Source organism: Butyrivibrio fibrisolvens (assembly GCF_023206215.1).
GTDB lineage: Bacteria > Bacillota > Clostridia > Lachnospirales > Lachnospiraceae > Butyrivibrio > Butyrivibrio fibrisolvens_C.
In genome coordinates this window covers 977,222-999,557 of sequence record NZ_CP065800.1, presented here as the reverse complement: position 1 = coordinate 999,557, position 22,336 = coordinate 977,222, and the positions used below count along the sequence as shown (strand labels likewise).

Below are 22,336 nucleotides of genomic sequence, written 5' to 3'. Positions count from 1 at the left end.
CCGCAAACCCTTCAAGGACACTGCTACGCCTAAGTGGGAAGTTTTGTGAATAATTAAACTTAGTTACCACAGCCTACTGCTGGGGTACCGTACACCTCGATCTGTGTAAGAGCAGGGAATGGGCTTGGATCGTCTGCTTTAATAAGATCCCCAAGTGTTAGCCACTCCACTGATTTCTTTTTAATTGAAAAGATATGTGGTTTTTGAACCTTCTTGTCCATATCTACAGTTTCTGTGCTTCCATCAGAAAATTTAATTGTTCCTCTGATCCACCAGTTATCGTGAGGAAAATCTGCTCTTGTATATAAGCGGATCTCTTCAATATCAACGGGATAACCAAACTCAATCTTGATAGTTGCATCGTCCTGTCTGTTGATGCCCCATGATTCATAGGGCCACTCGCCGTGTGACCTTGTCTCTATGACGCCGTCTATTGCGTTTCTTGCGGCAAATACTGCTTCGCCTCTTGTCTCAACATTGGCTGATGCATGAGGGTATACGCCTGTAACTTCATGCTGATCGCAGGGATTAAGGCATAGATTCCTGTAAGCTCTGATCTCATGATCATAAGCCTTTCTGATACTGACAAGATGCCTGTTACCTACAAAAGACATTGGGTTATAGCTTGTCTTCTTTTCATAGAAAGGGATTGTGTATCTGAAGGAATCTGTAGTTACAAATATAAGGGATTCCTCAATTGTAGGATCTACCTTGACTTTATAAAAAGTCCCGGGTACAAGGTCCTTGAAATCTATGTAGTCATCCTTCCTGTACTCGCCTTCCCATGCAAGTACCACGCTGTCATCACCTTCATCCTGCGCCTTTATAACATCGCCCCATGCGCCGTGTACTTCAATTTTCAAATGTCTATCCTCCCCACAAGAATTAGTCTTTTCTAACTGCAACTTAACAACTTTGTTATTATAACATTTATTTACACAATGTTCTCACCCATAGATATTTGAGTATTAGTAACATTTTTATTCATGACTTTTATAAATCGAGTAAGACCATGACACTGATATATATTATAATTATAAAAACAGATAAAAAATGAGGTTGATATGAGAAATATAGCAGTTGTAACAGGGGCAAGCTCAGGCCTTGGCGAGGAGTTTTCAAGACAGCTTTCTAAAGAAGGCTACCACGTAATCATGGTCGCAAGAAGGAAGGACAGACTCCTAGCCATTCAAAGCGAACTTGCAGGTACAAGCAGTATCTATACCGCAGACCTTTCCAAGAAAAAAGAGATAAATAAGCTATGCGAATCTATCGAAGATGAACTTGGCAAAAATCCAGAGAATAAGCTATCTGTATTTATCAATAATGCAGGCTTTGGCCTGTCCGGAAGATTTGAAGACTGCGATGAAAAGCGCGAAATAGAAATGGTGGACGTCAATATCAAAGCCCTTCACCGCCTTACTAAGAGAATGCTCCCGCTTATGGATAAGGAAGATGGCGGATATATCCTTAACATAGGCTCATCAGCTGGCCTCTTCCCTGCAGGTCCATACATGGCGACTTATTATGCAACCAAAGCCTACGTTGTAAGCCTTACAAGAGCCATAGCTTATGAACTAAAAAAAAGCGCCTCCAAGACCTATATAGGAGTACTATGCCCCGGCCCTGTAGACACACAGTTCAATGCTGTTGCGAATGTAGTCTTCGCCCTTAAAGGCATGTCTGCATCATCCTGCGTATCATACGCACTTAAAATGATGAAAAAAAGAAAGGTAGTAATAGTCCCTACCCTTCGCATGAAACTTGCATGTTCATTATCAAGACTCCTCCCAGGAAGCCTTGTAATCCCCATGGTTGCCCACCAGCAGCACAAAAAAATGGGGTAATTTACATATCTATCAATACATCAAACTTCCCACACCCTCGAAGAGCATTTGGGTCGCCTCTTCGCCTAGGTGGGAAGTTTTCTATATCACCCGATCTTAGTCAGAAATTCTTTGACATTGGCCTGAACGTTGCCATTGAAGATGGCTGAGCCTGCTACTATTACGTTGGCGCCGGCATTTACAACCATCTCAACATTGTCTGTCTTGATGCCGCCATCAACTTCTATATCAAGATCTTTAAGGCCAAGAGTATTGAGGTGATTTCTAAGATCACGAATCTTGTCTGTAGATGAAGGAATATATTTCTGACCGCCAAATCCCGGTTCTACGCTCATGATAAGAACCATGTCCACATTCTTAAGATAAGGTTCAAGAACATCTATAGGAGTTCCGGGCTTTATGGATATGCCTGCCTTCTTGCCATAAGAATGAATCAGCTCTATAACAGCCCATGGATCAGGCGCTGCTTCCTGATGGAAAGTAATGATGTCTGCGCCAACTGCTGCAAACTCTTTGATATATCTTATGGGATTGGTGATCATGAGATGAACATCAAATACTGCGTCTGACGCATCTCTGATGCTCTTAATAACTGGAAGTCCAAAAGAAATAGAAGGGACGAACACTCCGTCCATAATGTCAATGTGAATATACTGCGCTCCGGCGCTCTGGCAGTCGATAAGCTGCCTCCCCAGATTTTTGAAATCTGCTGATAAAATAGATGGTGCAAGAATGTTCATATATAATCCTTTCTTTTGCCATATACCATACGTCTCATTATACAATCTTGAATATAAAATTCAAGATTACCTTATGCCAAGGCGTGCAGACACTTCCGCCAGCCTCCTATCAAACTGATCCCAGAAGGACATCCCCACTTTGTAAGGCTCTACATAGAATACCTGCAATATATATCTGGCAGTATTAGTCCTCTTTGGCTCAGGCACTTTAGTAAGTGCTTCTCCCATCTTCTTACAAAAGTCATGCCAGCTTACTACGAACTCCTCGTACTGGGCAAGGTTTTCAATCCCTATCCAGTCTCTAAGTTTTACCGGATATCTTTGAGACCCGGGCCTTGTGCATTCATTAACCTGCAAGAAGTAGTGCATGCCATTCTCATCATACAATCTTCCCATTGGGAAAAGGCGACAAAAGCCCGGTCTGAATGCATGCACCGTGCAGCGGTTTTCATCATTTAAAAAGGCACATTTTTCTTCTTTGTCAGGATGATCTTCATCATAGGTTATAAGATTGGGTAGGATTAAGTTATCAACAAGTCTTATCTCTATCTCCTTCTCCATCATATCTGCAAAGCTTCGGCCAAGACCCTTGCACAGGTTATAGATGTCATATGGATCAAGGATTATGGAGTCTCCTGTTATCCTGCAGCAGTCGCTACAGCCCATGCACTCGTTACAACCTACATTTACAAGATCATCAGGCTTATATACAAATCCATCAGATATATCTTCAAAATTCACATCTCTTAACATCACTAAGAACCTCTTATACAAATCAATAATGTTCATTCTAAGGGGCAAATTTCTACTATATGCACAAAAGAATGACTATCCCTTATATGATATAATATAACTACGTTTCGTCCATATTACTAGAATTTCTTGTTTTTTGTTTGAATTTGGTGTTAGAGACATGGCTTACTGATTTTTCGCCTGTCTCGTCTCATATCGATTCATCCAATTAGCAACATGACTTACGAGGTGAAAATATGAGAAGATTCTTTGCATTCTTATCAGTAATAATCGTTATTGTTTTTTTCTCAGGTAACAGTACAAACGTCTATGCAGCCGGCAGTTACAAGGTAACATTTAATGCTAACGGTGGAACAGGCGAGATGGGCGCTGCTGCCTTTAGTACCACATCAGTTTCTACTCTTCCTGCCAACAAATATACAAGAACCGGCTACCGCTTCCGCGGATGGAATACAAGTAGTGACGGCACCGGGGTAGGATATGCGGATCAGGGCTCTGTTATGTACACAGGCGTTGATAATTTAAAGTTATATGCATCCTGGGAACCGCAGGTATTCAAGATCTCTTTTGACGGCAATGGTGCTACATCCGGCAGTATGAATGATCAGCTTATAAGCTATGATCAGACTACATCGCTTCGGGCTAATGCATATACCAAAGATGGCTATACTTTTGCAGGATGGGTTGATAACAGCGGCAACGTATATGCCAACGGCCAGGCAGTTTCCAACCTTCGCAAATGCAATATGCGCTCTACCAAGCTTAAGACTATAAGCGCCGGTAAGCCCAGTGTATATACAAACTATTCATTTAAGAGTGTTCAGGGATCAACTGTTTTCACACAGAACTCCCATAGATACGTAGTATTTGCAGCATCTATCAATGATGCAAGCTACTATGCCGGCGACCTGTCCCACTACGAGACCAATCTCGTCAAGTACGACCTCACAGCAGGCAAGACTGTCGCTCAGGTTCATAACCTATGGTTCGATCATGGCAATGCTTTATGCTATAACACAGATAACGGACATATCTATATCGCAGAAGGTGGCACACGCCCCGGATATGCATCCGATATCATGGAGGTTGATTCGAACCTCAATTATGTCACAACCCACCATATAGAAGGTGTCAAAAATGTATATGCTATTGCCTATTATAATGGTGCCTATTATGTAATGGGCAAAAATGATAACGGCAAAGCATGCTTCTTCCTTGTAAATTACAATTTTGAGATAGCAGGCTGGAAAGATGTAAGTGCCAACTACCAGCAAGGTTACTGCATACAGGGCATGACTGTAGACGGCAACTTCATATATGCACTTACCGCATGTTTTGATGCCTATAACTGGAAGGGCAACCAGAAGGTCAACGTATTCACAATGTCTGGTGATTATGCAGGAACCTGGTCTATTGACATCTCCAAAGAGGTAGAAGACATCAGTATAGACCCGTCCACCGGAAAGATCTACGTATCTACCAACGAAGGAAGTAAGACAACTGTTTATGAGACGGTATTCCCTAATGTAACACTGCATGCATCATGGGTTAAGAATTGATTGATAAAATAATATTACCGGGACTTCGCACTTGCCAAACATATGCCACCCTCTGAGGCAGAGCCGATGCGGACCGTTTATAATACATTTTCGTATCTTGAAGGTGTTATAATTCAGGGCATGATATCTGGATCTTTATATTCTAGGGTCCAAACTCGCTTCGCTCAGACATGTGGACCCTAAGAAGAATATAAAGATTCAGATATAATGCTCCTGAATTTTATAACACCTTCAAAAGATACGAAAATATATTATAAACGGTCCGTATCGGCTCTGCCTCAAAGGGTGGCGTATGTTTGGCAAGTGCAAAGTCCCAATAATATTAAATATCACTAATAGGAAATCTGCATATATAGATTTCCTGTTTGACTGTTTATGGCAAAATATATAGATTCCGGAGAATATATGAAAAAACTAATTACATCGCCCAAGGCTGACGGTTTCCATATGCCTGGCGAATTCGAAAAGCATATTGGAACAATAATGATCTGGCCTGTAAGGCCCGGTTCCTGGCCCTATGGAGGAATAGAAGCTCAGAAAGTCTTCGCTCAGATTGCAAAAGAGATTGCCAAGCATGAAGTAATGTATATGCTGGCAGATAAGGAGCATGCCAAGGATGCTGCCAAATCTCTTGATGCAGATATCATCGATGTACAAAATGGAGAGGCAGTACCTGATACATTTTTCAAAGAAGGCTCCTCTAACATACATGTCCTTGTGATCCCTACTGATGACAGCTGGGCAAGAGACGTGGGACCTACTTTTGTTACTAACAAAAGAGGCAGTATAAGAGGTATCGACTGGAAGTTCAATGCCTGGGGCGGAGACATAGACGGTCTGTATCCGGATTATGAGAATGATAACGCGGCAGCATCTAAGATATGTAAGGCTCTTGATACAGATGTATATGATGCTCAGGATTTCGTCCTTGAAGGAGGCGCTATCCATTCTGACGGCGAAGGAACAGTTATAGTTACGGAGAGCTGTCTTCTTAGCAAAGGCCGTAACCCCAAGATGTCAAAAGCCAAGATCACAGACAAGCTCTGCAACATGCTGGGAGCAAAGAAAGTCATCTGGATCCCTTATGGCATATATAATGATGAAACCAACGAACATGTTGACAACGTCTGCGCCTTCACAAAGCCCGGCGAAATAGTCCTAGCATGGACAGATGATACAGATGATCCACAGTACAAGATGAGCGCAGCTGACCTACAGGTACTTATAAGTACCAAGGACGCCAAGGGCCGTAAGCTCAAAGTACACAAGCTGCTAATTCCTAAAAAGCCTGTATGTATCAAGGAAGAAGAGCTTGAGGGTTACGAGTTTGCAGAAGGCGAAGATACAAGGCAGGTAGGCGAAAGGCTTGCAGCAAGCTATGTAAATTTCTATATCTGTAACGAAGCAGTCCTTGTTCCCCAGTTTGGAGATGTTAATGACAAGGCTGCAATCAAAAAACTTAAAGCCCTGTTCCCTGACAGAGAAGTTATAGGGATACCTGCAAGACAGATCATCGTAGGTGGCGGCAATATCCACTGTATAACGCAGCAGATACCTGCAAATTAACGATAGCCCCACTTATTAAAAATAGAAGTGACGATCAAGGATAATTAAAAGGATAATAATACGATAATGAGAAAAGTTACTATCGCAACATGCCAGATGCAGATGACATCTAACGTTAATGAGAATATTGCAAAAGCAGATAAGCTTGTTCGTGAAGCAGCCCAAAAGGGTGCGAACGTAGTCCTTCTTCCTGAGCTTTTCGAGCGCCCGTATTTCTGTCAGGAGAGAAGATACGATTACTATGAGTATGCAACTCCTCTTTCAGACAATCCTGCCGTTAACCATTTTAAAAAGGTTGCGGCTGAGCTTGGAATAGTCATGCCAATAAGCTTTTATGAAAAGGATGAAACTGTCCTGTATAACACTATCGCTATGATAGATGCTGATGGCAGTATACTTGGAGTATACAGGAAAACCCATATCCCGGATGATCATTTCTATCAGGAGAAGTTCTATTTCACACCGGGTAATACCGGCTTCAAAGTCTGGGATACCAGATTTGGCAAGGTCGGTGTTGGAATCTGCTGGGATCAGTGGTTCCCGGAGACAGCCAGATATATGGCTCTTATGGGTGCTGAGATCCTTTTATATCCAACAGCTATAGGATCAGAGCCGGTTCTTGATACAGATTCCATGCCTCACTGGCGCCGCTGTATGCAGGGGCATTCAGGTTGCAATCTTATGCCTGTTGCAGCTGCTAATAGAATCGGAACAGAGTCCGTAATACCATGTATGGAGAACAATAATCAGTCATCGTCCCTTAAGTTCTATGGTTCATCCTTTATCACAGACGGAACAGGTGCCATAGTAGCAGACGGATCAAGAGACAAGGAAGAAGTTCTTACAGCGACTTTTGATCTCGATGAACTTAGAGATATGCGTATGAGCTGGGGAGTATTCAGGGATAGACGACCTGAATGCTACAAATAGAAACTACAATTCTATGATCAAAATCATACTTTTATAATAAACATGCGCCGCAAGAGGCACACAATTGGCGATTTATAGTGTCATACGCACTTATAAATCGCCATTCTTTATATTAATGTGCTATTCACAGCACTTTATGATGGCCAAAAGAATTATGAAGAATTATGAAAATATATTGAATTATGAAGAATTATGAAAGTATAATAAATTATGAAGAATTATGAAAGCAAATTAAACTATGAAGGATTATGAAAGGATATAAATATATGAAGAAGAATAATCCATTCACCCTTACCTTTGGAAAACAACCAAATGAATATATAAACAGATATGAAAATACAGACATGATCTTAAGTACATTTGAGGCCGAAAATCCAATCAGCCAAGCGTATCTCATAGAAGGAATAAGGGGCAGTGGTAAAACAGTCCTTATGACTTCCATAACAAATGAACTTAGAAAAAACAAAGACTGGATAGTAATAGATCTTAACTCCACACAGAATCTGATCAACGACTGCGCCATGCGGTTAATCGACTCTTGCAAAAAAATTCCTGATTTCCTCAATCAAGGATTTAATATATCAATTGCAGGTTTTGGTATTGGTGTTAATGGAAATGATACTCCACAAGACAGCGTTAGTATCATAGATAATATACTGTCTTCATTAAAAAAGCATAATAAGAAAGTGGTCATTACTATTGACGAAGTAATGCATGATGAAAATATGCGTCACTTTGCCAGCCAGTTCCAAATATTTGTAAGGAAAGATTATCCTGTTTTCTTATTAATGACAGGTTTATATGAAAATATTTATGCAATTCAGAACGATCCGGCTCTAACATTTCTTCTAAGAACTCCCAAAATATCTCTAGAGCCTCTTAGCCTACATCAGATAACAAAACAATATTCTGATATTTTTCAAATTGATGTTGATAGTGCAAAGAACCTCGCAAGGATAACCAAGGGATATGCCTTCGCTTTTCAAGCGCTTGGTCTTCTCTACTATGAACATAGAGATGAAATGGAGCTAAGCGATATTCTTTTAAAACTTGATGATATGCTGGATGATTTTGTATACAAAAAAATATGGTCATCTCTATCAAAGCAGGATAAAGATGTTGTTCTTGCAATAAAAAAAGATGAAACAAAAGTTAGTGAAATATGCAAAAAAACCGGTATGACATCCTCTATTTTCTCAAGATATCGCGACAGACTTATAAAAAGAGGAATAATCATGTCCTCAGGACACGGTTATGTCTCCTTACTGCTTCCACGATTTGAAGTTGTCGCAAGTACATATGAATAAAACGTATAATGATCACTCGTAATATTTATAACGAGTGATCATTATTATTCTCCATAAATCCTGCAATTACATTTTGATTCAGAAATCAATGCTTCTTTCGTATGCAAACATATACTGCTGCATGACTCCTCCGTAAGGGCGGTATGCTTCTATAGGAAAGCCTTCCGGATAATATTTATCCTGTATCTTGTTCATCCATACATCGATCGGGAATGAGTCAAGTCTGTAGAAACCAAAGAGCATAGTGCAGTTTGCAACCTTCTTGCCAACTCCGTACAATGAGCACAGTTTGTCAAAAAGCTCTTCATCACCAAGGCTCTTCCACTTATCAAGATCAACTACTCCATCAACAGCAGCGCGGGCTGCTTTATATATGTACTGGGCGCGGTAGCCAAGGCTGCAGGCATTTAAGTCATCCATAGATAAAGATGAAAGCTGCTTCGGTGTAGGGAAAGCGTATAGCTTCTCTCCATCGGCTTCTCCTATTACACTTCCTGCTGCCTTACAGATTTTCTCAACAGATGCTTTTATGGCAGGTATATTTTTCCTCTGAGATATGATGAAAGTAATAAGGGTCTCCCAAGGATCCTGTCTTATAATACGGATTCCATCGCAGGCACTAGCAGCACGTTTTAAATAACTGTCATCCTCCGGAATACGATCTATTATCTTGCCGTAATCTGTATCAAGGTCAAAATAATCTTTCCAGATATTATCAAAGTCTGCATCACTGCAATCCATGGTGACAATGCCAGATGTCATATCCTGCTCTATGTTAAGGATCTTGCCAAATGCTATTATCCTGTATTTAATCTTTCCGGATTCTATATCAGATGTGGCACCACCTGTCTCATCTTCCATAATTCTGGTCCACCTAAAGCACTGACCGCTGTCTGCAATCTGCGCAAGATCAAACTGTTTAAGCTCTAATTTCTTCATGACAAACTCCAAGTATTATAAGTTTTAAAAATATGTGTTTGAAGATTGATACATTTATACAAAACTCCAACAATCCTCAAACATATGGTTAGTTATTATGTTATCAAGACAATCTCATCTTAAAGTCTTCATAGCCGAACTTCTTAATAAGTCTTACGTCACCTGTTTCATCCATGGCATATATTGATGGAAGGCACATTCCATTGAAGGTGTTATTCTTGACCATGGAGTATATAGCCATATCTTCAAATACCAGCCTGTCTCCTATCTGTATCTCCTGGTCAAAAGAATAATCGCCTATAATATCCCCTGCAAGGCAGGTGCAGGAAGAGAGCCTGTAGGTGTACTTCTTTTCAGAAGCCTCACCTGAATCTCTAAGCGGAGGACGATATGGCATCTCCAGAACATCAGGCATATGACATGCTGCTGATGCATCTAGTACCAGTATCTTAAGATCGTTGTCTACAATATCAAGAACCTGAGTTACAAGATATCCGGCATTCAGGGCGATGGCTTCGCCAGGTTCGAGATATACTTCTACATTGTATTTTTCTTTTATATTTTTTATACAACTGATAAGCTTTTCTCTATCATAGTCTGCACGAGTGATATGGTGACCACCGCCCATGTTGAGCCATTTGATCTGGGGGAGTGATAGATACTTACCAAACTTTTCTTCTACTGCTTTCAGAGTTGTTTCAAGATCATCACTATTTTGTTCGCAAAGAGTATGGAAGTGGAGGCCGTCAACATAGTTAAATACATCACTATAGTCTGATAAGCCTTTTTCAAATGAAGATAAGGTTATCCCCAGTCTTGATCCGGGTGCGCAGGGATCGTAGATAGCATCTTCCTGCGTGGAACACTCCGGATTTATGCGAAGGCCGATTCCTAGATTCGAAGTCTCATTAGTGCTTTCTTTACTATCAGTTGCTCCTTCGATTCTTCCAGATTTATCATTCTGATCTTGATGAATATCAGCTACGATCTTTCCATATTTACTTAGCTGGGCAAAAGAGTTGAAAATCACGTGATCGCATATTCTTGCAATCTCTTCTATCTCGTCTTCCTTATATGCCGGAGAGAAGACATGATTTTCAAGTCCCATTTCTTCTTGACCAAGTTTTGCCTCAAAAAGGCCACTTGCAGTTGCTCCTGCAAGATACTTCCCAATAAGGGGATATTCGCAGAATGCAGAGAATGCTTTCTGGGCAAGAAGTATCTTACAACCTGCTCTTTTACTTACATCTTTTAATATCTCAAGGTTTTCTTTCAACTTCTTCTCATCAATTATATAAGATGGTGTTGGTACATTATTAAATTCCATGGCTAACCTCGTTTTCTTTCTAATGTCTTCATATATCTACAAAATTTATATAAGGATTCTAGGCACAAAAACACTTCAATGCCTACGATTTATAATACATCATGTCGGCATGTGGGTAAAATCGTTGATAGGGCTGATCTACAACAAAAAAGATTTCTATGCGATTATATATTTTTCCCAAACGTTTTATCAAATACTATTACTTATTTTGTCGATTATTTATATTGTCAATGAAATAGCAACTATGTATAATTTCGTTTTGTGTGTTAACGAAAACAAAAACAAAGGCAAAGCAGACGAAAGTCTGTGACGCAAAACTACAGGGACTTTGAAATGTCAGCCAGTTGCATTTATATGAATCTGAAATCGTGATCACTTTCAGACATTTAAGCACGTAGACATTGGTCCTTCGTGCTTATTTTTATGAATGAGGTTACAAATGAAGAAATCTAAATTCTCTTTTATTGGAAAATTGTGCGGTACTGCTCTTCTTATGCTTATAGCTATGTCTATTATTGTAACGGCTGTAGGCGTGTCTATGGTCAAAAAAGCCTACTACGACTCTTTTGCCGAAGAACTTCATATATCTGCACTACAAGTATCCGAGATGGCAAGTCAATGGTCAGGCGACTGGTCACTTAACAGTGATAATGAACTTATGAAGGGTGACGTAGCTATTCATGACATATTTCAGAGTCAGCTAGATTCACTTAGTGAAAAAACCGGAATATCTTATACAGTATTCTTCCAAAATGTTAGAAAGATAACAACTCTGACTGACGCAGATACCGGCCTTCGTATGGAAGGAACAACCGCCTCCGAAGCAGTTACCAGTACCGTTATCAGCGGTGGCAGTGAATACCTTTCTACAGATCTTGAGATTGGTGGCAACAGCTGGTATGCATATTATCTCCCTATCAGAAACTCTGACGGATCAGTAGTTGGAATGATTTTTGCAGGAAGATCTACAGAAGATGTGGAATCCAGTCTTTCTTCTGCTGCAATGAAAATGAATGCTGTGAGCGCAGTTGTACTATTAATAAGCTTCATCATCGGTTTAACAATGCTTCTTGTATCAAAGAAAATTGTAAAAGACGTTGTAAGTGGTCTTGAAAAGCTTGGCAATGGAGACCTTTCTGCATCATTTGATAGTAAGAATATTAGTCGTAAAGATGAGTTTGGTGACATTGTAAGAAGTGCTGACGGTCTTAAGAACAAGCTAAACGAAGTTATCTCTGCAACACTTGCACTTTCGGGTGAAGTTACAAAGTCAGGTGATAGCCTCTCTACATCAGCTCAAACAGCTTCACATGTATCAACTCAGGTTGCAGAAGCTGTAGGTGATATCAGTAAAGGTGCTGTATCTCAGGCTGAAAGCGTAGAGACATCTGCTTCTAATACTAACGAAATGGGTGATAGCATTGATGAGATCGGAGTAAGCGTAGAAGACCTTTCAAGTGCTACAACCCAGATGCTCACTGCTGCCAAGAGAACTGTCGAAGCTCTCGACGGCCTTATGGAACAGAACAAGACTGTTATGGCTTCAATGCTTGATATCGATGCTCAGATCAAAGCTACCAACAACGCTGTTAAGAAGATTGCTGATGCATCTCACTCTATCACTGAGATATCAAGCCAGACCAACCTTCTGTCACTTAACGCTTCTATCGAAGCTGCAAGAGCCGGTGACTATGGTAAGGGATTCGGCGTAGTTGCTAATGAGATAGGTCTTCTTGCACAGCAGTCAAGTACAGCTGCTACAACTATCAATGAGATAGTAGAAGATCTCGTAACAGACTCTACTAAGAGTATGGAAATAATAGAAGAACTAAATGCAGCCTTCAATGAGCAAAGCTCCCAGCTTACAAGCACAAAGTCTGATATGGACGGCGTTGTAACAGGAGTAAACAGCGTAGAGCAGAACACCCAGACAATATCTGATAAGGTTAATATGCTCAACTCTTCCAAGGCTCAGCTCATCGACCTTATTGCAGAGCTTTCTGCTATATCTCAGCAGAACGCAGCCTCTACAGAAGAGACCAATGCTTCTATGGAAGAACTCAATGCTACATTTGCACTTATCAGTAACTCAGCATCAGATCTTAAGGATCTTGCAGATTCGCTTAACCAGAAGATGAATTTCTTCCAGCTTGCGACTGAATAATTCTATTGTTTGCTGAAGTCTTATCATATATAAATAAACGCGCGATTATATGGCGCATATAAAATGTCAAAAGGCGGAATGAGTTTAATGTTCTCATTTCGCCTTTTGTTGTGCAGCTTCTAACGCTTGCACTGATAGTCACAATTGTTTTGGGCTGTGCATGATCAGTATTCCGGATACTTATCAGGGCTTATGGCCCAGCCGTTCTGATACCTGACTGTTACGTACAGATCTTCATCCTCTCCATCAAGAAAAACATAACAGCGACCATCTTCAAATTTGTCAGTGATATCCACTACCTGATCCATGAAATACAGGATAACTCTACCGTCATCATAGTATTCCACGTCAACATCATTAACAAGGTCTGCCAGTAACTCTTCCTCTGTAAGAGGTCTTTCTGTTCCATCAGGCTCTATCGCTATTCCTCCGCCTCCGGATTCTCTTATATTACCATCTTCATCTGTATATTCCATTGTGTAATTACCAGCACCGTCAAATTCTATGGTAGCTGTTGTCTGATCACCATGGATCCAAAGCTGGATGATTCTCTGGATACCTCCAACATTAGCTGCATATGCTGTTCCTGATAATGCAATAACTGCAAGACATATTGCAGCTGCTGCCACTACGTTCTTTATTACTGCTTTCCTCTTTAATATAGCCATTTTTTCATCCTCCAATGAAAAGTCGCAGGAGGTCTGTAATGCAGAGAAAGCTTTTTTATAATTATCTCTATTGCTCATCTTCCCATCCCTCCTTAAGTGCGTTTTTAAGCATTGCACGACCGCGCGATAATCTTACCTTTATATTGCTTTCTGAAATCTTTAAGATATTGGCTATCTCTTTGACGCTGTAGTCTTCGTAGTAAAAAAGGTGAACTACAACGCGATATTTTTCGTGCAACTTCATAACTTCTTCGAATAGGTCTCTACTTTCCGGCGTTTCAAAAGATAGAGTTTCTATATAATCTTCTAACGGTACTCCATTCCTGTGCCAGAAAGATGCCTGAATATTTTTGGCTTTATTGATTGCCACTCTGAGTAGCCATGCGCGAATATGCTGCTCGTCATCAAAATTTTTGTGTGTCATGTAGTACTTTAGAAATGTCTCCTGAACAACGTCTTCTGCATCACTGGCATTCTTGCATATACTAAATGCCGCGGCATAGACATTATTCTTGTACATATTCATTAGTTCCTGTACAGGTAATCTCATGTTGTCCCTCATTTCTGAGTATTTTTAGGTTTTAAGTACTTCAAATAAGGCCTTATATTATTATTACAGTTGTGGAGTCCAAAAGGTTACAAGTTTGAACGATTAATTTTGCATACTACTTGATGATAATGCATCCTCCCCATCTTTTAATCCCAGTATCTCTACTACTGCTTCACTGATTTTTTCCTTCATGCCCTAATTCCTTTCCTATGGTTTTTTGATAAAAAAAGAACCGCAATAGATTTAAAGCAATCTGCTAAATCAATTACGGTTCTGCTCATATTACTTATTAACAGCACCGCACGGCAACAAGACATACGTTCCTGTAACCATGCGGATAAATGCGATAGTTACAAGAACTTATGTCTCCTTGCTCTGCGTCTTAAGCTGTTTGTCAGTAATAATAAATTCATACGTATATTTCCTTAATTTTTGTAATGAAAACAATATACATTACATACTAAAAAGTGTCAATTCACTTTTTCCAAACACTCTTACTTATTTCAAATACGCCATCGTGATATGGACCTTCTCCTGTGAAAAAGGTTTCAAATCCGCACTTTTCCAATACGCGGCCTGATGCTTTATTTTCAAGAAGGCGGATTCCATAAACTTCTGAAACGCCGACTTTATCTGCCATAACAGGCAGGAATGCACTTACTGCCTCTGTAGCATAGCCTTTTTTAGTATACTGCTTTGCTACATGGTAACCGATCTCCCACTTTCCATCACCAATCGGAACAAGCTGAACATAACCTATGTTCTTGTCATCTTCTTTGGTGATGAGCGCGTAGATAAGTGGTCCTTCAGTAGAGCCATACTGAGACATTATAAACTCTATGGTTTCCTGCGCATCTTCCAGTGTTTCAAAAACTTCATCCGGAACGAATCTTCTGATATCCTCATCCAGGGAGTTCTTGTGGACATCCAGCGCCATGTCCATTGTCATTTCTGTTATTTTTAATCTGTCTGTTTCTAATAAAATATTACTCATAAATCCTCCAATTTATTCAAATTATTTTTATTCAAATCAATTTTAATAAAATCATTTTGAATAAAACTCTCCTGAATAAAACATAGCATTTTTAGATTTTTTCAACTTATGTGTAACTTCTTATCTTTTGAGTTAAACAGTTCTATCTCTGGAAGTTTTTCCCAAAATTATTCCAGAAGAACCTGTACTCTTCATTTCTTGCAAAAACAAAGGCGTAATGGGAGTTTCTTTTTTCTTGCTTTAGATATTTCAGATATTCCTGCTGATAAGGTACAGAAAATGTATGATTCTTATAAATGGCTATCAGTGGGAGATCCGAAAAATCCTCAGCGCCGGAATCCACCGGCTCATCAGTGTCTATGCTAATGAGCCGCAGTGGAATCCTGACAAGTTCTGACATAAAGTATTCTGAATAGTCAGGAACATCTTCATCCATCGAGCTCAGATAAGTCCGTACCCATTCTTCTCCAAGGCCCTGTGATGCATAATTCTCTGCTGAAGTGATAGTTGGTGAAAACATGGGTAGATTCACCTTTTTACCATAAACAAGTTTCTTAATGGTCTCCGGTGAAAGGTAGAACTCTTCCGCTATTTCCATGATAGAGTGACCGGCAGAATAACGATTGCATATCATGGCGTTACGCTTATCCAGCCTGTCACGATAGCCGGATGCTTCCCCCCAACCCTTGGCAGATTCCTGCTTAGGGATATATATCACTTTTCCTTCTGCATACTTCTGAACTTCTTTTAATAGTTTTTCAGGAAGTATATTCTTGGCGTTTTCATATTTCATTGGGTATCTTCCACGCTTTTCTTATAGTTTTGCCATGCGTCCTTCTAAGGCATTAAGGGATTTAACGATAGACTCGCATGATTCAAGGTCATCAATTGATGCGTGCCATCTAAGTGTAACGATTCCCTTGTAATATGCCATGCATAAGAAACGCTCTTTGAAATTATCAATCTTTATATTCTTTTTCTTAGCATACTCATAGAGCTTTTCCGGTACCAGGAGATATGGCTTGTTAAGATCAAGGATTGCAAAATCCATCATGAAATCCATGATTCCGGCTCTTCCCCAGTCAGCACAGTAAGTTTTTCCATCATCATCTACGATCATATTGCAAAAGAAGGTGTTGTTGTTTGCAAGGTATCTCTGGCCTTCACAGAATGGTACATACTTAAGAGCTTTATTTGCGATCTCGTTGTAGTAGTCTTCTTCAAGAAATGTTGTTCCGAACATTTCCTTCCAGTTCTTCCAATAACCATCTTCAGGTTCTTCTACCATGTCTGCACGGATAAACTCTTCCAGTGTTTTGTATGGAGCCTTGTTATTCTCATCAAATTCTCCGTAACCTTCCACTGCAGATACATCAGTAGCAGCGATCTCGAAGATCATGTCAAAAAAGTTCTCATAGCACTTCTCAAATTCTTCAGGTGAAAGCTCACCAGCTTTTCTGCCCTTGGGGCTCATCTCTATTTTTTCTTTAGTAAGGTTTCTTATAAAAATGTCTCTATTCATGTTATTGTCCTCATCTATTTGCTTTGCGTAATGTTGTAATCCCTTTTGTATCAGCGCTTTTACAATTATGATAATAACAGCAGTAGCGCTTTATTCAAATAGAGAGAATCGTTATAACTGAATTATACCTATTTAGTGTCACTCATTTATTGTAACAAAAAGGAGCCTGAAATCCAGACTCCATGCGTGTTCGACCGTCATATAAAACAGTTTGCTATTCTTCTGTATCAAGCAGCCTCTTTAGTTCTTCTATATCCGGCAGCGCCTTCCTTAGCTCTTCTGACATATCCCTTGATGTTTTATATGTTGCTACTCCTATAGGCTTTGAATAATCTTGGATAACATAATCCACAAATGATTTATTCATATCTTTACACAGGATAAGACCAATGGCAGGATTCTCATGAGGTTTCTTTTCAAAGCCATCAAGCACACTCAAATATCCCTGAAGCTGTCCTAAATACGAGGTTTTAAACTTTCCTCTCTTGAGTTCTACAGCAACCAAACAGTTCAGTTCTCTATTGAAGAAAAGCAAATCGATATACTGATCTTCTCCGAATGCATCCAAGTGATACTGATTGCTAATGAATGCAAAGTCCTTTCCAAAAGTAAGAATGAAGTTCTTTACATTGTTAACAATAGAGTTTTCAACAACCTTCTCATCTATATCTGCAGTATCACGAACATCTATTTCTTCTACATTGATGAAATCCAGAAGGTATTCGTCCTTAAAAGTACTAACTGCCTTTAGGGCCTGCATGCCAGGTGTCATTGTCTGAGCAAAGTTGTTAGGAAGAGTACCTTGATGATGATATAAATCTTCATCAATCATTTTCTCTAATTCACGGGTTCCCCACTTACTATGTGCACATTCAGAAATATAAAATATTCGTTCCTCATAGTTTTTGACTTTACTCAGTATTACCCTATGATGAGTGAACCCAATACTCAAATAGTCATCAAAGGGGAACACTTCCAAATTTGGCACTTGTGAGTGCCAAATTTCCGAATCAGAATCTCTATATTTCTGATCCATAACCCACTTCTCTCATACCCATGAAATCACAATTTGTGATTTCACAGCTACTTCCTCCATATAAATAATAAGACTCTGCTCCGTTGCCTCAATACACAAATTATACCGTTTGGATATGCATTTGTCATTGAATTCATAGTTTAAAACCTGCTCTCTGTACGATTAGAACGCACTAAGTTTCTTCTATTCACTTATTCTATGATTTCTCGAAACAGCTTATATCATATAATGAGAATACACTTTCACGTATGCTGATATGTAATCCATGCTTTTTCTTTGCTACACTTTACTTACAGCTGAATACAATATTATTGCAATAATAGAAAAGAGAAGATCATGAATAATTTGGGGACAAAAATAAAAGAACTAAGGATTGCAGAAAATCTGACGCAGGAAAAACTTGCAGAGGAACTCAATGTTTCATTTCAAAGTATCAGCAGATGGGAAAATGGGATATCCACACCTGATATAAGCCTTATTCCTGTTATAGCCAGATTCTTTGGGGTATCGACTGATCACTTATTCGGTCTTGAAGATGAAGAATCTGAAATTACAAAGTCAGAGCTTGAACAAAAATATCTGAATTTTAGAAAAGAAGGAGACCTTGATGGTGCATATGAAGTGATGCTTGAAGCAAGAAAGATGTTTCCTCGCGACCTGCATTTTTGCACTAATCTTGCAAAGGTCATGGATCTCTTTGAAGGTGGAAACAGTAAGCAGATATCTCTTTACCGCGATAAAAACTTCTCTGAGCAGATACGTATGCTGTGTCAGAAAGTTGTTGACGAGAGCAAAGATGAGACAGACCGTTCCAAAGCACTTGCTCTGTTATCTACCTATTACATGAAATCTGGTAATACAAATGAAGCTATTAAAATTGCCAACAGCATGACAGATATCATGCATTCAAAAGAGATTCTGCTTGGCGAAATACAGTCTGGAGATGATAAGAAGAAACAGCTTCAGGATAATATCTTAAATATGGCAAATTATATTTCTGATATACTTGTGAAAATCGCTTTTCAAAAAGAATATGGATTCACTACTTCCATGTCACCTGAAGAGAAGCTCGAATATATCGAAGCTGCAAACACTATTCTCATGACTATCATTCCAGATGGCAACTACTTTGAATACTCACGAAAGCTCGGTTGGAACTATAGGCGAATAGCTGAACTTTACACCATGATGGATCAGAAAGATAAAGCTATAGAGTATCTCCTTAAAGCAGAAAAGATGGCAACTTACTATGATTCACTTGATAAGGAGAAAGTGTACAAGTTCACATCACCATTCTGTGACCTCGCTACAAGTGACATGATAAGAAACGGAAAATACTTCTCTGGCACAGAAACAGAAATGCTTTCATATCGCCTCGATGAGCTATCAAACTATTTTGGAGACGATGAACAGTTCAATACTCTTCGAAACCGCTTAGGCGAACATCGCATTGATATATGATCAAAAAACAGTTATTGCTAATAATGAGGTGCGTACCTACCCCAAAAGCAATAACTGTTTTTTCTTTTAGCATACACAGCGAAAAGATGTGTTTTAATTTGCTATTAAACCAAACTGACCTGCCAGGTACAAGAATCCGGAATAGCCATTATCATCTACAAGGCCCATAGTATCTGTTCCGGCAGGGATTGTAAATGATACTCTGTTCCCTTTGTATTCTCCATCAAGGAAGCTAACCTCCAAGGTTACATCCGGTCTCTTTTTAAAAGGAAAAGCCAAAAAAGTCAGATCATCTCCGGCTTTTTTGGCTTTAATTAAAACTTATACCTCTGGCGAACCAAATTATTTAAGGAACTCTTTTACAGAGTTGTATACGCCTTCTCCGTCAAGACCATACTTCTTAACAAGAGCTGCTGCAGATCCTGATTCACCGAATCTGTCTTGCATACCGATCTTCTTAACAACTGTAGGACACTCTTCTGAGAGAACGTCACATACAGCGCTTCCAAGACCGCCTATTACTGAGTGCTCTTCTACTGTTACAACCTTGCCTGTCTTCTTGGCTGTTGCAACTACAAGCTCTCTATCGATAGGCTTGATAGTGCAGATGTTAACAACTTCTGCTTCGATACCTTCAGCAGACAGCTTTTCCGCTGCTTCAAGAGCTGCGCCTACTCCGATACCTGTAGCGATGATACTTACATCTTTACCTTCACGAAGGAGTGTTCCCTTACCAAGCTCGAACTTGTAATCAGGTCTGTCATTAACAACAGGGCAAGCTGCACGGCCGAATCTGATATATACAGGGCCTACATGCTCAGCTGCTGCCCTTACGCAGGCTCTTGCCTCGATATCATCAGCAGGGCACATAACAACCATACCAGGGATTGTACGCATAAGTGCAAGGTCTTCGTTACACTGATGGCTGGCGCCGTCTTCACCTACTGTGATACCGGCATGTGTTCCACCGATCTTAACATTGAGGTGTGGGTAACCGATTGAGTTACGAACCTGCTCGAAAGCACGTCCTGTAGCGAACATAGCAAATGTACTTACGAATGGGATCATGCCTGTTGTTGCAAGTCCTGCTGCAACGCCCATCATGTTGCTCTCTGCGATACCGCAGTCGATGTGACGATCAGGGAATTCCTTCTTGAACCAGCCGGTTCTTGTTGCTGCTGCAAGGTCAGCATCAAGGACAACTACCTTGTCATTAACCTTAGCAAGCTCTATAAGTTCCTTACCATAACTATCTCTAGTCGCAATCTTCTTTACTTCGCTCATCTTAACCTCCTCAAGCCTCAAGTGCTTCGCCGATCTTGTTAAGATCGTCCATAGCCTTTGCATACTCTTCATCATTAGGTGCTACGCCGTGCCATGAAACCTGGCCTTCCATGAAGGAAACGCCCTTACCTTTAAGGCTGTGAGCTATGATTGCTGTAGGCTTACCCTTAGTTTCTCTAGCTTCTTTGAATGCTGCACGAAGCGCATCAAAGTCATGAGCATCAACATTGATCACATGGAAGTTAAATGCTTCGAATTTCTTATCGATAGGATAAGGTGAGCAAACCTCATCTATAGGTCCGTCAATCTGAAGACCATTGTTATCTACGATGACAACAAGGTTATCAAGTTTACGGAATCCAGCGAACATAGCTGCTTCCCAAACCTGTCCCTCTTCGATCTCACCATCACCAAGCAGTGTGTAAGTTCTGTAGTCCTTATTGTTAAGCTTAGCAGAAAGTGCCATTCCACAAGCAACAGAGATACCCTGTCCAAGAGATCCTGAACTCATATCAAGACCCGGAAGATACTGCATACTTGGATGTCCCTGAAGTCTTGATCCAAGCTTACGCAGTGTTGTAAGCTCTTCTACCGGGAAGTATCCACGCTGAGCCATTGCAGAGTAAAGTCCCGGTGCTGTGTGTCCCTTTGAAAGAACGAAACGGTCACGATCAGGATCTGCGGGCTTCTCCGGATTGATGTTCATCTCCTCAAAATACAGATATGTAAAAATATCTGCTGCAGACAGTGATCCACCCGGATGTCCTGCGCCTGCTGCATGAACCGCTGTAACAATACCCTTACGGACTTCGTTAGCTGTTTTCTGAAGTTCCTTGTTTGTCATAGTTATTCTCCTTTAATTCACTTGTAAAGTACTATCTATAACCGTTACAACTTTAACATATGTATACAGATACGTCCATGTATTTCTTGCCAATTATTTACGAGTTTTTGTCAAATTGACAAAGACGTTACGATTTTTTGGACTGGCCATAGTATGCATTGGCACCATGCTTGCGATAATAGTGCTTGTCCTGAAGCTCCTGAGGTGCAGGCTGTACACGAGGATTAATTGTCTCACATCTGTAAGCCATCTTGGCAACTTCTTCTGTTACAACTGAGTTGTGTACAGCTTCATTGCCATCTTTGCCCCATGAGAATACGCCGTGGTTCTTGCACAGTACTGCAGGAACAGCGATAGGATCTTTGCCCATACGCTCGAATTCACCAACAATAAGATGTCCTGTGTTCTCTTCATATGCATCTTCTATCTCTTCTTTGGTAAGGCATCTGACGCAAGGGATCTCGCCATAGAAGTAATCAGCGTGAGTTGTACCATAGCAAGGAATGCCGCGGCCAGCCTGAGCCCAGCTTGTTGCATAGGATGAGTGAGTATGTACGATGCCTTTTATACCCTTATCTGCCCAAGCCTTGTAGATCTCAACATGTGTAGGTGTATCAGATGAAGGATTAAGATCACCTTCAACCTTGTTGCCATCAAGATCCATAACAACCATATCTTCAGGCTTCATGATATCATAATCAACGCCGCTTGGCTTTATTACAAAGAGCCTTGTCTCAGGATCGAACTCAGATACGTTGCCCCAAGTGAATGTAACAAGACCATACTTTGGCAAAAGAATATTCGCCTCATAAACTTTCTTTTTTAACTCTTCTAACATTTGAAAA

The 22,336-nt window shown here is 40.2% G+C and carries 22 protein-coding genes and 1 riboswitch; of the genes, 7 read left to right on the top strand and 15 right to left on the bottom strand.

All coding sequences use genetic code 11. The features are described from left to right. Nucleotides 1–59 precede the first annotated feature (59 nt). Nucleotides 60–863, bottom strand: a complete 804-nt coding sequence (locus I7804_RS04080) for a DUF7402 domain-containing protein (protein WP_331477851.1) — start codon at nucleotides 861–863, stop codon at nucleotides 60–62. Between the two features lie 201 nt (nucleotides 864–1,064). Between I7804_RS04080 and I7804_RS04075 the strand changes: the two genes are divergently transcribed. Beyond that, the gene (locus tag I7804_RS04075; RefSeq protein ID WP_248405072.1) at nucleotides 1,065–1,847 is read left to right on the top strand and encodes an SDR family NAD(P)-dependent oxidoreductase; all 783 of its coding nucleotides are present in this window, start codon (nucleotides 1,065–1,067) and stop codon (nucleotides 1,845–1,847) included. Between the two features lie 86 nt (nucleotides 1,848–1,933). On the opposite strand, the gene rpe is transcribed toward I7804_RS04075, so the two are convergent. Both rpe and I7804_RS04065 read right to left on the bottom strand, forming a co-directional pair. Beyond that, the gene (gene rpe / locus I7804_RS04070) at nucleotides 1,934–2,587 is read right to left on the bottom strand and encodes a ribulose-phosphate 3-epimerase (RefSeq protein WP_022754799.1); all 654 of its coding nucleotides are present in this window, start codon (nucleotides 2,585–2,587) and stop codon (nucleotides 1,934–1,936) included. A gap of 66 nt (nucleotides 2,588–2,653) precedes the next feature. After that, nucleotides 2,654–3,340: a YkgJ family cysteine cluster protein gene (locus tag I7804_RS04065; RefSeq protein ID WP_248405071.1), complete on the bottom strand. Its 687-nt coding sequence runs from the start codon at nucleotides 3,338–3,340 to the stop codon at nucleotides 2,654–2,656. 236 nt (nucleotides 3,341–3,576) lie between these two features. Here I7804_RS04065 and I7804_RS04060 point away from each other — a divergent pair, with 236 nt between their 5' ends. The 4 genes from I7804_RS04060 to I7804_RS04045 all read left to right on the top strand — a co-directional run bounded on the left by I7804_RS04060 (nucleotide 3,577) and on the right by I7804_RS04045 (nucleotide 8,702). Continuing rightward, nucleotides 3,577–4,899, top strand: a complete 1,323-nt coding sequence (locus I7804_RS04060; RefSeq protein ID WP_110072268.1) for an InlB B-repeat-containing protein — start codon at nucleotides 3,577–3,579, stop codon at nucleotides 4,897–4,899. 405 nt (nucleotides 4,900–5,304) lie between these two features. Further along, nucleotides 5,305–6,465 carry an agmatine deiminase gene (aguA, locus tag I7804_RS04055; RefSeq protein ID WP_248405069.1) on the top strand — a complete coding sequence of 387 codons (1,161 nt, stop codon included), beginning with the start codon at nucleotides 5,305–5,307 and terminating at the stop codon, nucleotides 6,463–6,465. A 66-nt stretch (nucleotides 6,466–6,531) separates the two neighbouring features. Beyond that, nucleotides 6,532–7,395, top strand: a complete 864-nt coding sequence (aguB, locus tag I7804_RS04050) for an N-carbamoylputrescine amidase (RefSeq protein ID WP_110072270.1) — start codon at nucleotides 6,532–6,534, stop codon at nucleotides 7,393–7,395. A gap of 266 nt (nucleotides 7,396–7,661) precedes the next feature. Further along, nucleotides 7,662–8,702, top strand: a complete 1,041-nt coding sequence (locus I7804_RS04045) for an ATP-binding protein (RefSeq protein WP_248405068.1) — start codon at nucleotides 7,662–7,664, stop codon at nucleotides 8,700–8,702. 78 nt (nucleotides 8,703–8,780) lie between these two features. On the opposite strand, the gene I7804_RS04040 is transcribed toward I7804_RS04045, so the two are convergent. Both I7804_RS04040 and nspC read right to left on the bottom strand, forming a co-directional pair. Then, nucleotides 8,781–9,641, bottom strand: a complete 861-nt coding sequence (locus tag I7804_RS04040; RefSeq protein ID WP_248405066.1) for a DNA-3-methyladenine glycosylase family protein — start codon at nucleotides 9,639–9,641, stop codon at nucleotides 8,781–8,783. Between the two features lie 103 nt (nucleotides 9,642–9,744). Then, nucleotides 9,745–10,968 carry a carboxynorspermidine decarboxylase gene (nspC, locus tag I7804_RS04035; RefSeq protein ID WP_248405064.1) on the bottom strand — a complete coding sequence of 408 codons (1,224 nt, stop codon included), beginning with the start codon at nucleotides 10,966–10,968 and terminating at the stop codon, nucleotides 9,745–9,747. Between the two features lie 276 nt (nucleotides 10,969–11,244). Beyond that, a riboswitch (cyclic di-GMP riboswitch) is annotated at nucleotides 11,245–11,320 on the top strand. Nucleotides 11,321–11,407: 87 nt separating this feature from the next. Between nspC and I7804_RS04030 the strand changes: the two genes are divergently transcribed. Further along, nucleotides 11,408–13,132 carry a methyl-accepting chemotaxis protein gene (locus tag I7804_RS04030; RefSeq protein WP_248405063.1) on the top strand — a complete coding sequence of 575 codons (1,725 nt, stop codon included), beginning with the start codon at nucleotides 11,408–11,410 and terminating at the stop codon, nucleotides 13,130–13,132. Between the two features lie 164 nt (nucleotides 13,133–13,296). Here I7804_RS04030 and I7804_RS04025 read toward each other — a convergent pair whose 3' ends face one another. From I7804_RS04025 to I7804_RS04000, 6 genes are all read right to left on the bottom strand, one after another. Further along, entirely contained in the window at nucleotides 13,297–13,878 is a 582-nt protein-coding gene (locus I7804_RS04025) for a DUF4179 domain-containing protein (RefSeq protein ID WP_110072274.1), read from the bottom strand. Beyond that, on the bottom strand, nucleotides 13,868–14,350 hold the full coding sequence (locus tag I7804_RS04020; RefSeq protein WP_248405061.1) for an RNA polymerase sigma factor: 483 nt from the start codon (nucleotides 14,348–14,350) through the stop codon (nucleotides 13,868–13,870). The genes I7804_RS04025 and I7804_RS04020 overlap by 11 nt, the downstream gene beginning before the upstream one ends. A gap of 475 nt (nucleotides 14,351–14,825) precedes the next feature. Beyond that, complete coding sequence (locus I7804_RS04015) at nucleotides 14,826–15,344, bottom strand: GNAT family N-acetyltransferase (RefSeq protein WP_073385793.1); 519 nt, start codon at nucleotides 15,342–15,344, stop codon at nucleotides 14,826–14,828. Nucleotides 15,345–15,486: 142 nt separating this feature from the next. Continuing rightward, a complete protein-coding gene (locus I7804_RS19070) occupies nucleotides 15,487–16,137 on the bottom strand; it encodes a CD3324 family protein (RefSeq protein WP_331477850.1) in 651 nt (216 codons plus the stop codon). 21 nt (nucleotides 16,138–16,158) lie between these two features. Beyond that, on the bottom strand, nucleotides 16,159–16,866 hold the full coding sequence (locus tag I7804_RS04005) for an aminoglycoside phosphotransferase family protein (protein ID WP_248405059.1): 708 nt from the start codon (nucleotides 16,864–16,866) through the stop codon (nucleotides 16,159–16,161). Between the two features lie 214 nt (nucleotides 16,867–17,080). Next, nucleotides 17,081–17,902 carry a PDDEXK nuclease domain-containing protein gene (locus tag I7804_RS04000; protein WP_248405058.1) on the bottom strand — a complete coding sequence of 274 codons (822 nt, stop codon included), beginning with the start codon at nucleotides 17,900–17,902 and terminating at the stop codon, nucleotides 17,081–17,083. A 336-nt stretch (nucleotides 17,903–18,238) separates the two neighbouring features. Between I7804_RS04000 and I7804_RS03995 the strand changes: the two genes are divergently transcribed. Beyond that, nucleotides 18,239–19,363 (top strand): helix-turn-helix domain-containing protein, encoded by a 1,125-nt coding sequence (locus tag I7804_RS03995; RefSeq protein WP_248405056.1) that lies wholly within the window; start codon nucleotides 18,239–18,241, stop codon nucleotides 19,361–19,363. Between the two features lie 93 nt (nucleotides 19,364–19,456). Here the strand turns inward: I7804_RS03995 and I7804_RS03990 are convergent, their stop codons facing one another. The 4 genes from I7804_RS03990 to I7804_RS03975 all read right to left on the bottom strand — a co-directional run bounded on the left by I7804_RS03990 (nucleotide 19,457) and on the right by I7804_RS03975 (nucleotide 22,329). Next, nucleotides 19,457–19,642: a hypothetical protein gene (locus I7804_RS03990; RefSeq protein ID WP_248405054.1), complete on the bottom strand. Its 186-nt coding sequence runs from the start codon at nucleotides 19,640–19,642 to the stop codon at nucleotides 19,457–19,459. Nucleotides 19,643–19,705: 63 nt separating this feature from the next. Continuing rightward, nucleotides 19,706–20,647 (bottom strand): transketolase family protein, encoded by a 942-nt coding sequence (locus I7804_RS03985; protein WP_022754141.1) that lies wholly within the window; start codon nucleotides 20,645–20,647, stop codon nucleotides 19,706–19,708. A 10-nt stretch (nucleotides 20,648–20,657) separates the two neighbouring features. After that, nucleotides 20,658–21,491: a transketolase gene (locus I7804_RS03980; protein WP_022754140.1), complete on the bottom strand. Its 834-nt coding sequence runs from the start codon at nucleotides 21,489–21,491 to the stop codon at nucleotides 20,658–20,660. Nucleotides 21,492–21,618: 127 nt separating this feature from the next. Continuing rightward, nucleotides 21,619–22,329: an L-ribulose-5-phosphate 4-epimerase gene (locus I7804_RS03975; RefSeq protein ID WP_248405053.1), complete on the bottom strand. Its 711-nt coding sequence runs from the start codon at nucleotides 22,327–22,329 to the stop codon at nucleotides 21,619–21,621. Nucleotides 22,330–22,336 lie beyond the last annotated feature (7 nt).